The sequence below is a fragment of the Natrinema salinisoli genome, from assembly GCF_020405205.1.
GTDB classification, from domain to species: Archaea; Halobacteriota; Halobacteria; order Halobacteriales; family Natrialbaceae; genus Natrinema; species Natrinema salinisoli.
Window position 1 is genome coordinate 61,620 of sequence record NZ_CP084470.1, and the last position, 12,449, is coordinate 74,068.

11 protein-coding genes are annotated in these 12,449 nt (G+C 60.7%); 9 read left to right on the forward strand and 2 right to left on the reverse strand.

All coding sequences use genetic code 11. The annotated features are described in order from the left end of the window. The first annotated feature begins 91 nt into the window (after nt 1–91). Nucleotides 92–1,615, forward strand: a complete 1,524-nt coding sequence (locus LDB05_RS21065; RefSeq protein WP_226008188.1) for a class I adenylate-forming enzyme family protein — start codon at nt 92–94, stop codon at nt 1,613–1,615. 13 nt (nt 1,616–1,628) lie between these two features. Here the strand turns inward: LDB05_RS21065 and LDB05_RS21070 are convergent, their stop codons facing one another. Then, nucleotides 1,629–2,639 carry an alcohol dehydrogenase catalytic domain-containing protein gene (locus LDB05_RS21070; protein ID WP_226008189.1) on the reverse strand — a complete coding sequence of 337 codons (1,011 nt, stop codon included), beginning with the start codon at nt 2,637–2,639 and terminating at the stop codon, nt 1,629–1,631. Between the two features lie 175 nt (nt 2,640–2,814). Between LDB05_RS21070 and LDB05_RS21075 the strand changes: the two genes are divergently transcribed. Beyond that, nucleotides 2,815–3,654 carry an enoyl-CoA hydratase/isomerase family protein gene (locus tag LDB05_RS21075; RefSeq protein ID WP_226008190.1) on the forward strand — a complete coding sequence of 280 codons (840 nt, stop codon included), beginning with the start codon at nt 2,815–2,817 and terminating at the stop codon, nt 3,652–3,654. A 64-nt stretch (nt 3,655–3,718) separates the two neighbouring features. Here the strand turns inward: LDB05_RS21075 and LDB05_RS21080 are convergent, their stop codons facing one another. Further along, on the reverse strand, nt 3,719–5,293 hold the full coding sequence (locus LDB05_RS21080; RefSeq protein ID WP_226008191.1) for a long-chain-fatty-acid--CoA ligase: 1,575 nt from the start codon (nt 5,291–5,293) through the stop codon (nt 3,719–3,721). A 99-nt stretch (nt 5,294–5,392) separates the two neighbouring features. On the opposite strand from LDB05_RS21080, the gene LDB05_RS21085 reads away from it, so the two are divergent. The 7 genes from LDB05_RS21085 to LDB05_RS21115 all read left to right on the forward strand — a co-directional run bounded on the left by LDB05_RS21085 (nt 5,393) and on the right by LDB05_RS21115 (nt 12,358). Beyond that, nucleotides 5,393–6,190, forward strand: coding sequence for an enoyl-CoA hydratase/isomerase family protein (locus LDB05_RS21085; RefSeq protein ID WP_226008192.1), 798 nt, complete (start codon nt 5,393–5,395; stop codon nt 6,188–6,190). A gap of 74 nt (nt 6,191–6,264) precedes the next feature. Further along, nucleotides 6,265–7,404 carry an acyl-CoA dehydrogenase family protein gene (locus LDB05_RS21090; protein WP_226008193.1) on the forward strand — a complete coding sequence of 380 codons (1,140 nt, stop codon included), beginning with the start codon at nt 6,265–6,267 and terminating at the stop codon, nt 7,402–7,404. Between the two features lie 340 nt (nt 7,405–7,744). Continuing rightward, nucleotides 7,745–9,031, forward strand: coding sequence for an ABC transporter substrate-binding protein (locus tag LDB05_RS21095; RefSeq protein WP_226008194.1), 1,287 nt, complete (start codon nt 7,745–7,747; stop codon nt 9,029–9,031). 11 nt (nt 9,032–9,042) lie between these two features. After that, entirely contained in the window at nt 9,043–9,903 is an 861-nt protein-coding gene (locus LDB05_RS21100; protein ID WP_226008195.1) for a branched-chain amino acid ABC transporter permease, read from the forward strand. Beyond that, nucleotides 9,896–10,906 carry a branched-chain amino acid ABC transporter permease gene (locus LDB05_RS21105; protein ID WP_226008196.1) on the forward strand — a complete coding sequence of 337 codons (1,011 nt, stop codon included), beginning with the start codon at nt 9,896–9,898 and terminating at the stop codon, nt 10,904–10,906. Before LDB05_RS21100 ends, LDB05_RS21105 begins: the two co-directional genes overlap by 8 nt. Further along, complete coding sequence (locus LDB05_RS21110; RefSeq protein WP_226008197.1) at nt 10,899–11,642, forward strand: ABC transporter ATP-binding protein; 744 nt, start codon at nt 10,899–10,901, stop codon at nt 11,640–11,642. The genes LDB05_RS21105 and LDB05_RS21110 overlap by 8 nt, the downstream gene beginning before the upstream one ends. Next, entirely contained in the window at nt 11,642–12,358 is a 717-nt protein-coding gene (locus tag LDB05_RS21115; protein ID WP_226008198.1) for an ABC transporter ATP-binding protein, read from the forward strand. Before LDB05_RS21110 ends, LDB05_RS21115 begins: the two co-directional genes overlap by 1 nt. The last annotated feature ends 91 nt before the right edge of the window (nt 12,359–12,449 follow it).

Here is a 12,449-nt window from a genome sequence, read left to right on the forward strand (position 1 = left end):
AAGCCCGACCACGCGATCACACCCACTCACCGACTCGGGATCCACCGCGGCGATCCATAATTTTTTGACTAATGTCATCGTTTGACAGTGTATGAACGGACTCACTGTCGGCTATCTCGCCGAACGGAACGCACGAATCCAGCCGGACGCCGAAGCCGTCGTCCAGCGGGCGGACGGAGAGCGAACCGAGACCGTGACCTTCGAGGCGCTCAACCGACGGGTCGACCGACTGGCGAACGCGCTCGCGGAGCGGGGAATCGAGGAGGGAGACACCGTCGCGACGTACACGGGGAATCGGGCCGAGACGATCGAGAGCTACCTCGCGACGATGAAGCTCGGTGCCCTTCCGGTGCCGATCAACCACCGGTTCAAGGCCGGCGAAGTGAGCTACGTCCTCGAGGACAGCGACGCGACGCTGTGTATCTTCGGCGAGGCCGGTCGGGAGACGATCGCGGGCGTCCACGACGAGTTCGACTCGCCGATCGACACCTACCTCCACGTCGGCGACGAGACGCCAGGGTTCGCGACCGATTACGAGACGTTCCGAGACGACGCGCCGGCCGATCCCGTCGAGGTCGTGCCGTCCCGAACAGACGAGGCAGCTATCATGTACACGAGCGGGACGACCGGCAAGCCGAAGGGGTGCGTGCTGACCCACGATAACGTCGTTCAGGCTGCGGAGAACTCCCTTTACGAGGTGAACCTCTCCCGCGACGCCCGATTCATGGTGGTGACGCCGCTGTTCCACATCGCCGCGTTCGGCCTGTTCATGATGTCGTTTTACGTCGGTGGGACGACGATCCTGGTCGACGACTTCGAGCCGACGTCCGTCCTCTCGGTTCTCGAGGACGAATCCGTGACGGCGTCGTTCATGGTCCCGATGATGAGCCGTGCGGTGCTGTCGGCCGACCCCGAGTCGTACGACCTCTCGAACTTCGAACACTACATGACCGGCGCGGCACCGTCGGAGCGCTCGCTCAAGGAGGCGATCATCGAGACCTTCGATTGCAACCTCTACGACGTCTTCGGCCAGACCGAACTCTCGCCGTCGACGACGATGCTGCGACCGGAGAACGTGCTTGAGAAGCCCGACAGCGTCGGTCGGCCGATCATCAACGTCGAAGTCAAGGTCGTCGACGAGACGGGCGACGAGGTCGAAACCGGCGAGACGGGCCGGATCGCCTACCGCGGTCCGACGGTGTTCAAAGAGTACTACGGCATGCCGGAGAAGACCGCAGCGGTGTTCGACGACGGCTGGTTCGTCTCCGACGACCTCGTCCGGATGGACGACGACGGCTTCGTCTACTTCGTCGGCCGGGCCGACGACATGATCATCACTGGCGGCGAGAATGTCCATCCCGCGGAGATCGAGGAAGTTCTCCACGATCTCGAAGGCGTCGACGAGGTCGCGGTCGTCGGCGTTCCCGACGACCAGTGGGGCGAGCGGGTCAAGGCCGTCGTCGTTCCAGAGGGGGAGGCCGCCCTGACGGAGAGCAACGTCGTCGGCCACGTCGATGCGAACCTGGCCGGATTCAAGAAGCCCCGCGAGGTCGAGTTCCGAGACGAACTGCCGCGGAACCCGACCGGGAAGGTCCTGAAGAACGAACTCGCCTGAATCGGATTCGTGATCAGGGTTCCACGATGAGCTTTCCGACCGCGTTGCGATCCGCCATGTCGGCGAACGCTCGATCGGTGTCCGCGAGCGGATAGCGCTCGTGGACGACCGGATCGAGTCGGCCGCCTTCGACGAGGTCGACGAGGCGCTCGAGGTCGCCCTGCGTTCCCATCGTGCTCCCGATGACCCGCTTCTGATTCAGGAAGAGGTCGTCGAGCGTGAGCGTCGAGGTCGGGCCGGCGGTCTGTCCGCAGATCGCCATCCGCCCGCCGCGTCGCAGGACGTTCAGCCCTACCTCCGAGAACGGGCCGCCGAGGTGGTTGATCGTCGCGTCGACGCGACCGATCTCGAGAACGGCGTCGCGGATCTCGTCGGGCCCACCGGACTCGATGGTGTGGTCGGCACCGAGGGCCTCGAGCCGATCGAGTTTCGCTCGGGACGTTGACGTCCCGATCGTCCGCGCGCCGACGACGTCCGCGAGCTGGACGGTCGCTACGCCGACGCCGCCCGTCGCTCCCGGGACGAAGACGAGGTCGCCCGGACCGACCTCGGCCGCCTCGAGCATTCGAAATGCGGTCATATACGAGACGGGAAGCGCCGCCGCGTCCGCCGGTTCGACGGCGTCGGAGAGCGGAATCAGCCGATCGGCACGGACGGTCGCGTACTCCGCCAGCCCGCCGTTGTAGAGACTGAACCGCTCACAGTAGCTCTCCGGCCCCTCCCGACAGAACCGACAGGAGCCACACGTCTGATTCGGACAGAGGAGGACTCGGTCCCCCGTCTCGATGCCGTCGACGTCGTCCCCGATTGCGGAGACGGTCCCCGAAACGTCCATCCCGGCCACGTACGGGAGTTGGTCCTCGTCGACCCAGAAATCGCCGTTGAGAATCCACAGATCGTGGTGATTGATCGAACAGGCCTCGACCTTGAGGACCGCTTCCTCGGGCCCGGGCTCAGGATCGTCGAACGATTCGATCGTCACGTGTTCCGGCCCGCCGAATCCAGTGAACGCTGCAGCGCGCATGTCTCCTCGCTCGAAGGCCATCGGTATATAATTCCCGTTCAGCGAGGGCGGAACGGGTCCAGTCGGTAAGTGACAAGCTGACACGTGCCGTGTCCCGACGGCCTCGCCGGAGTGAGCGGTCCCGTTCTCCCCGATCCGCGGAAGCGTTTTATTCCCGGATGAGATTTAGTAGCACATGTCATCGGCCGTCGACTACACCGTCGATTCGGATCGAGCGACCGCGCTCGTCACGCTCGATCGTCCCGACTCGCTGAATACGCTGAACGAGCGCTTGATCGACGAACTGTGCGACGCGATCGCTCGAGCGGAGGCCGACGACGAGGTGAGAGCGATCGTCCTTCGCGGTGCGGGTGATAAGGCGTTCTCGGCCGGCTACGATATCGCCCCAGCAGAGGAAGATGGGGAGGAAGCAGACCCCGTTCCGTCGGTCGACGACCTTCTCGACGAGTTCGACGCCGCGACCGATCACGTCCACGCCGTCTGGGAGTGTGACTCACCGGTGATCGCCGCCGTCGACGGCTACTGTCTCGCCGGCGGGAGCGATCTGGCGATGGCGTGTGACCTCGTGATCGCGACCGACGAGTCGGAGTTCGGCTATCCGGGGCTGCGGATGGCCGGCGTCCCGCCGACGCTCGTCTATCCGTTCGTCATGAACCTCCACGAGGCGAAAGAACTGCTCCTCTCGGGCAAGGTCGTCGACGCGCAGCGAGCGTCGGAGTTAGGGATGGTCAATCGCGTCGTTTCCCGGGACCGACTCATGGCGACGGTCTTCGCGGAGGTCGAAGAGATCCGAAAGATGCCGGGAAACAACGTTCGCATCCTCAAACAGGTACTCAACGGTACCGCGGAGATGCAAGGCGCGAAGCCGATGTTCAAGTTCAGCGAACTGTTCGACGCGCTCGGCCACCACACGGAGTACGGGAGAGAGTATTATCGCATCGCGGCGACCGAGGGGTTCGACGCGGCGCTCGAGTACATGAACGAGCGGAACAAGGGAACGAGGCCGCCCGAGTGACCGGAACGAAGAAACGATATCGATCGAACGATCGTCAACATCACGATCGCACTGCCGACCGCACTCAGTCCTCGTCTCGGAGCTTGTACTTCTGTATCTTTCCGCTCGGGTTCTTGGGGAGGTCGTCGCGGAACTCGTACCGCCGCGGCCGCTTGAACTCGGCGAGGTCGTCGCTCGCTCGACAGAACTCGTCGAGGTCGTCCGCGGTCAGGTCGCCGTCCGGAACGACGTGCGCGACGACGCGTTCGCCCCACTGGTTGTCTTCCTCGCCGATCACCGCGACTTCGGCGACGCCGTCGTGCTGGTAGAGGACGTTCTCGATTTCGGTCGGGTAGATGTTCTCGCCGCCGCTGATGATCATGTCGTCGATCCTGTCGACCAGGAAGAGGTACCCGTCCTCGTTGAGATAGCCCGCATCGCCCGTGAAGAACCAGCCATCGCGGATCGCGTCCGCCGTCTTCTCCGGCAGGTTCCAGTATTCGTCCATCATCGGCGGACCCTGCAGGATGATCTCACCGGTTTCCCCTGTCTCGACGGTATCATCTGGCGTGACGGGGTCGTTCGGTTCCTCGTTCTCGGTCGGCTCGACGATCCGGACCTCGTGGTTCGGCGCGGCCCGCCCGACACTCTCGAGGTGTTCCCGAACCTCGAAGGGGAGGATGAACGTCGCGCACGGCCCCATCTCCGTCATCCCGTAGGCCGTGGCGTAGTCCTCGGTGAACGTCTCGATACACTCCTCGAGCAGCGATGGCGGCATCGGGGCAGCCCCGTAGACGCCGAGTTCGAGCGACGACCCGTCGAACGACGCCATCTCGTTCGATTCCTCGAGCAGTTTCCCCCAGATACGCGAGGCCACGAAGAGGTGTGTCGCCCGTTCTTCGTCGACGATCTCGAGGGCACGTCGTGGGTCGAAATCGTGGAGGACTACCGATTTCGCGCCGAGGTTGATCCGCGTGAGGAGTCCGCAATTGAGTTCGGCGTTGTGATACAGCGGCATCGCCGAGATCCCGATATCCGTGAAATCGAGCCCCATCTGGCCGGCGTATAGCATGTTGTGGTACGTCGCGTCTCTGTGAGAGTGGACGACTCCCTTCGGTCGGCCGGTGGTCCCGCTCGTGTACATGATCGCGTACTGGTCCGTCGGATCGACCGAGACGGACGGCGTTCCGGCGTCGGTACGCTCGAGCAGCTCGTGGAACCCAGCGGCGTATTCGGGCGTCCGTTCGACGTCGTCGTCGACGTACACGTACTCCTCGATCGTCCCGAACTCGTCGCGGCCGCTCTCGACCGTGTCTCGCGTCGCCTCTTCGAAGACGAGGACCGTCGATTCGGAATCGTCGAGTATGTAGCCGACCTCACTGGGTGCGAGGCGGTAATTTACGGGATTGAAGACGGCGCCGGCCCGCAGGAGGCCAAACAGTGCGATAGAGAACTCCGAAGAGTTGTGGAGCAACAGTGAAACGCGATCGCCGCGTTCGACACCGCGCTCTCGGAGTGCGTTCGCGAACCGATTCACTCTGTCATCGAATTCGGCGTAGGTGAGACGGACGTCCTTTCGGGGGTAGACGATCGCTTCCTGATCTGGATACTTCCGCGTCGTCCGCGACAGCGTCTCCGGTAGCGTGGGAAGATAACCCATACCTCTCTGTATTCGGGATCAGCGTGTTAGCTTTTTCGTCCACAACCCGCCGACCGTCACGGGGATTTATTAGAGGAACCGATCTCTATTCGAGCGGACATGCAGGAGTACGAAAACCTAGCGGTGACGCTCGACGACGACGTCCTCCAGATCGCAATCGACCGCCCGGACGCGCTTAACGCGGTAAACGCTCCGCTACACGCCGAACTCGCCGAGGTATTCGACGACGCCTACGACGCCGACGCGAGGGTGATCGTTCTCACCGGGAACGGCGACGCGTTCTCCGCCGGCGGCGACGTAAACTGGATGAAAGAGAGCGTCGAGGAGCCCGGCAAGTTCCTCGAGACGGCCCGAGAGGGGGAGGAGATCATCGAGAGCATCGTCAACCTCGAGAAACCAGTGATCGCGAAGGTAAACGGCGATGCGACGGGACTGGGGGCAACGCTCGCGCTCTTCTGTGATATCGTCATGATGAGCGAGGACGCACGGATCGGGGACCCACACGTGAACGTCGCCCTCGTCGCCGGGGACGGCGGCGCGGTCATCTGGCCGCTACTGACGAGTCTCAACAAGGCGAAGGAGCTGCTGATGACGGGCGACTTGCTCTCCGCCGAGGAAGCCGAAGACCTCGGACTCGTCAATCACGTGGTCCCCGCCGCCGAACTGGATGATGCCACCGACGAGATGGTCGCCAAGCTAGCGACGGGGCCCCAAACGGCGATCAGGTACACGAAGAAGACCCTGAACAGCTGGCTCGAACTCGGGAACGATCTCGCGCTGACGAAAGGCATCGCGCTCGAGGCGGCAGCGCAACAGCATCCGGACCACGAGGAGGCCGTCCAGGCGTTCCTCGATAAGCGACAGCCCGACTTCCCGAGCGGTCGCGATCGTGAGTAGTACCGCTTCGAATACCAAGAGAATCGAATGGTATCGATTATCTGCAGACAAAGTAGACGAGGAAAAATAATACAATGACAACAGCACTGACGGCGGAACACGAGGCAATTCGCGATGCGGTTCGCGAATTCGCAGAAACGGAGATCGAACCGGTCGCCAGAGACTACGACGAACCCGGTGTGGTACAGTTCCCTCGGGAAATCTTTCAGGATGCCGCCGATCTGGACTTCCTTGCTCCGCACTATCCCGAGGAGTACGGCGGTGCCGGGATGGATTTCCTCGCGTCGGTCATCGTCCACGAGGAGTTCAACCGTGCGGATCCCGGAATTGGGACCGCCGTTCTGACCGGCAAGTTCGGTACCGAACTGCTTCTCGAGTACGGTGAGGACTGGCAGAAAGACGAGTTCCTCCGACCGGTCCTCGAAGGCGAGGCTGTGTGTGGCACGTCCATCAGCGAACCGGACGCGGGAAGCGACGTCGCCGGGATGCGGACGACTGCCGAGAAGGACGGCGACGAGTGGGTCCTCAACGGGAGCAAGACGTGGGCGAGCAATAGTCCCGTCGCGGAGTTCATGATCGTCATGGCAAAGACGACACCCGATGCGGGCCACAACGGAATTAGTGCCTTTATCGTACCGACCGAAACGGACGGGTTTGAGGTCGGACGCGATATCGAGAAGATGGGACTTCGGGCGAGTCCGACCGCGGAAATCAACATCTCGGACGCACGGATTCCCGCCGACTATCTCGTCGGGGAGGAGGACCGCGGTTTCATTCAACTGATGAAGTTCTTCAACGAGAACCGCATTCTCGTGGCAGCGAACGCGCTCGGTGCGGCCGCTGGTGCGTTTCGCCACGCGTTCGAATATACACAGGAACGCGAGGCCTTCGATCAGAAGATCGGGGAGTTCCAGGGCCTCCAGTGGAAACTCGCGGATATGATGACCGGGATCGAAACCGCCCGTTCAACCACGTATCGAGCGGCCGGCGAGTTGATGGCCGGTAACGATCCGCGACGCCTCGCCTCCATCGCCAAGTATTACACGAGCGAAGTCTGCGAAGACGTTTGTTCCGAAGCCGTGCAGATCCACGGCGGCTACGGCTACACGCGGGAGTTCCCGGTGGAAAAGTTCTATCGGGATTCCCGAGTCCAGAAGATCGTCGAGGGAACGAGCGAGATTCAAAAGAACATAATCTACGATAGCCTCGAGTAGCGGTCTCAGTATCGGCTCCGAAACGAGCCGCTGTCGTTCCAGTGATCGGATCCTCCGACTACGAACGCGTACTCGGTGTGAACCGATTTCACTGGAAATGATCTGTCTCACTGCCGTTCGATCGAGAACGGTATTAGTTATAAGGTATCGGAATCGGAATTCCGGGTAGCATTCTCGAGGGAGTCGCGCTCATTCCCAGAGATAGTATAAGGTATATTATAGAAAGACATATAGGGTAACCTCCGGGACTTATTGGTGGTCGATACCAATGAGCAGAGAGGCTAGTCAGCAGAATTGCGATAGTAGTAGCAACTCCGGGAGAACGAATCGACGAACTGTTTTGAAGACTGTAGGGGCGGGTGCAGCAGTCACGTCGATTGCTGGCTGTCTGGGCGGTAGTGGCGGTACGGGTGAAACGATAAAAATCGGGCACGTCATGCCCGTCGAGACCGACAACGGGCTCGGCTCAGAGCGGTCGGCACAGTTAGCGGTCGACCAATTAAACGAGAACGGAGGTATCCTCGACAGAGATGTCGAACTCGTCACGGCCGACTCCGCTGGCCAACCGTCCGAAGCACACTCTGTAGTGACGGAAATGATCAGCCGAGATAACATTCGGATGCTGGTCGGAACGGTCGTGAGCGAGGTAGCGCTCTCGCTGGCCGATCTGGTGGCCGAAAACGACCTCCCGTTCCTGATCACCGGCGCAGCGTCACCGCGTATTTTCGCCGAAAACCACGCACAAAACTACGACCAGTTCAAGAGCATCTTCCGTCCAGGGCCAGTCAACTCGATCAAACAGGCCGAATACCTCGCACAGTACGGCCAATTCCTCAGCGAAGAACACGGGTGGGACACGATGGCTGTCGTCTGCGAGGACGCCGCGTGGACGCAAGATATCACGGACATGACCGCGAGTCTGCTCGAAGAAAACGGGATAGACGTCGCGGTCAACGAGCGGGTCGCGCTCGACACGAACGACTGGACGCCGATCCTCGACCAGGTCGAGAGCTCCGGTGCACAGACGATGATCGGAGCGCTTTCGCACATTCCGATTACCGGCATGACATCGTCCTGGTCGCGAAACGAGTACCCGTTCTCGCTCGACGGCGTCATGATCGCTGCGCAGTCGCCGCAGTTCTGGTCTGACACACAGGGGACGGCCGAATACCTGTCCACCGCGACCTCCGCTGCGGACGGATTCGCGGACATTACACCGAAAACGAGCGAAGTCATGGACGCCTACCAGTCCGAGTACGATTCGCGACCGACGACGCCCACGTTCGTCGGTTTCATTACCCACGACGCGATCAACCTCTACGCAGAGGCCGTCGAGCGCGCTGGGACCGCGAACCATCGGGAGGACATCGATTCGATCGTCGAAGAACTCCAAGCGACCGACTTCGAAGGATCGTACGGACAAATTCAGTTCCAGGGGCCCGACGGCGAGTACCCCAACGACGTGTACCCGGGTGAAGGGCCGGGCGACGAATTCGCGCCGTTCACTATCACTCAGTGGCAGGCGGCGGAAGATGGCAACGGTATCGGTGATACGGATGGAACGAAACGTTGTGTCTGGCCCGAGACGTACCAGAACGGCGATCATCAGACGCCGTCCTGGATGTAACGTGAAATAATATGATATCAGATATAATCACAATACTCATCGTTGGGGCAATGATCAGTGCGATCTACGCGCTGATCGCAATCGGATTCACGATGATCTTCGGCGTCGGAGGGATACTCAATCTGACCCACGGTGCGTTACTCATGATCGCCGCCTACGCATACTTCGTCACCCAGCCGTATATCGGTCGAGCTGGGGGTGTACTCGTCGGGATCGTCCTCGCTGGGGTCGCGTCGTATGGCGTCTACATGGGTCTCGTCAGATACATCGAAGAGAACGTGGTCATCACGTTTATGGCGACGATTATGGCCGCGCTCGCCTTGCAGGAAGCGATGACGATGGCGTTCTCCCAGCAGGCTCAGGTTCTCACACCGATACTGCCGGGCTCTGTCGCTGTCGCGGGAACCCGCATGCAGTACGATCAGCTGCTGGCGTTCGTCTTTTCGTGGGTAATGATCGGAATGCTGTGGTACTACGTCACGAACACGAAGGACGGGCGAGCGATCCTCGCAACGTCGATGAGTGAGCGAGGTGCGATTTTCACCGGTGTCGACCTGCCTCGCGTTCGGCGGCAGACGTGGCTCATCGCGGGCGCGTTCGCCGGTGTCGGCGGCATCTTCATCGGTCGGCTCCAGCAGACCAGTCCCGAAATGTGGCTCGAGCCGTTGACGCTCGCCTTTATGATCGTCATTATCGGAGGCGTTGGATCGATCAAGGGGTCGATCATCGCGGCGTACCTGATCGGCTACATCGAAACGCTCACGGTTGCACTTCTCGGCGCTCCGTATCGCGTCGTGGTAGCGTTACTGATCATCATCGCGGTGATCATGTACCGGCCAGAAGGCCTCTACGGGAGGGAGTACCTTGAGTAACGAATACGACCGTTCCGGCGAACCGATAGTACAGCGATTCACGAGAGAATTCCTCGGCGAACCGAACAGATACCAGATCGCAGCGGGCGGGGTCGCGCTCCTCGCGCTCCTCACCGTGCCGTTCTGGGCTGGTCAGTATCTGTACGTATTCGCGCTAGCGAGCATCTGGGCCATCTTCGCAATGGGATGGGACATCATTAGCGGGCACACCAATTACATCAGTTTCGGTCACTCGGCATTATCCGGCGGGGCTGCGTACACGACCGGCGTTCTCGTTCACAACGTTAACCCGGATATGGCAATGTACATTACGTTCCCGCTGTCGATCTTGGCAGCGATCGTCATTGGTCTCCTGTTCGCTGTGCCGACGCTGCGACTCGAAGGGCCGTACTTCTCGTTGATCACGCTCTTGGGCGTGTTGGTGCTGACCCAGTTGGTCTACATCTACGGGGAGTACACCGGCGGCGAGCTGGGGATCACTGCCGTGTCGACGTTCACGTACAATCTCACGAACCTGTACTATTACACGCTGATTCCGATGCTGCTCATCGGTGCCGTACTGGTCGTGGTGAGCCAGTCGAACATTGGACGGATCCTGCGCGCGATCGGAGAAAACGAAGCCGCAATCGAGTCCTCAGGAATCGATACGACGAGATTCAAATTATGGGCGTTCCTGATGAGCGCTATCACGATGGGAATCGGCGGTGCTATGCTCGCCCACTTCTACGGGAACATCACTCCATCGACGGTGCTCGTGGTCGATCGAAGCCTCGAAATGGTCGCCATCGCAGTGATCGGCGGCATGGGAACGATCGCTGGACCGATTGGCGGTGCGTTCGTCTTCATCATCCTCCGCGACGAGGTGCTGACGGTCTTCGGATCGACCGGCCGTTGGCTTGCACTGTGGCTAATCGTGTTGTTCTTCCTCGTGTTCCTCCGGGACGGGATCTTCCCGTTTATTTGGTCTCGAATCGGCTCCATCGGCGGTGATCGCAATGAGTAGTGACACAGTCTTCCGGATCGATGAGTTGCGAAAAGAGTTCGGCGGCCTCGTCGCCGTCGACGACCTGTCGTTCGATCTCCGGGACGACGAGATTCTGGGACTGATCGGTCCGAACGGGTCTGGAAAGAGTACCGTCTTCAACTGCATCATGGGGATCTACGACGTGACGGGTGGCTCCGTCCAGTTCAGGGACACCGACCTCACGAAGCTGGATACCCACGATATCGTTAACCGCGGTATCGCACGCGTTTCTCAGGAATCGAACCCGATTCCGTCCTCGACAGTCGGCGAAAACATAGAACTGTTCACGTATCCGAACGACATCTTCTCACTCACCGGCGGTGCGAGTCAAGCGGAAATCCTCGACATCGCTCGGCGATTCGACCTCGATGAGAAGTTGGATGTGCTTCCTGGATCTCTCCCTCACGCCGATGTCAGGCGGCTAGAAATCGCCAAAGCGCTGGCAACGGAGCCCGAAATGCTTCTCCTCGACGAACCGTTCGCGGGGATGAATCAGGCGGAAATTCGCAAACTGTCCGATCAAATTCGCGACATCCACGCCGAGGGACGGCCGATCATCATCGTCGACCACAATATGAAAGGACTCATGTCGATCGTCGACCGCGTCGTCGTCATCAACAGCGGGCAGAAAATCGCCGAAGGATCACCCGAGGAGATCGCGAACGACGAGACGGTCCAGAAAGCGTACCTTGCTGGTGCGGAGGTGACCAACTGATGGCCGATCCCGTTCTCGAAATCGACGGATTAGACGTGACTTACGGCAAGACGCAAGCGCTCGACGACGTCTCATTACGCGTCGAGGAAGGCGAGACAGTTGGTGTCATCGGCCCGAACGGCGCCGGGAAGACGACGCTGTTCGACACTCTCTCCGGGATCAAGGAGTACGAGGGCAGCATCAAACTGTTCGGCGAGGAACTGTCCGAGCTATCCAAGCGCGAAATCGTCGACCGCGGGCTCGTCCACTGTAGCGAAGAGCACGACCTCTTCCCGTTTTTCTCCGTCCACGAGAACCTCCTGATGGGGGCCTATCCTCGAGACGATCAGGAAGCCGCCAGGGAGACAATCGATTGGGTCTACGAGCTGTTCCCGCGGCTGGACGAACGTCGCGAACAGGACGCGGAGACGCTGAGTGGCGGTGAACAACAGATGCTCGCCATCGGCCGTGCGCTGGTCAGCGACCCGAAACTGCTGATCCTCGACGAGCCGACGCTGGGACTCGCTCCTGTCATCATCGACGACCTCGACGACACCTTTGAGCAGCTCAAACGGGAGGGAATCACCATCCTGATCGCCGAACAGAACACCACGTTCGCGATGCGCCACGCGGAACGACTCTATCTGCTCGAGACCGGAGAGATCACGCTCGAGGGGCCTGCCGCGGAACTCCGAGAGGACGACTACGTCCGTGACGCCTACATTGGCGTCACATAGCGTCGCTGTACTTTTTTGACGGGGACTGCGACAGATCGGCGCGCAGTCACGGCCGCGATCGCTACGAGGCCCACTGTACTCGCGGACATAG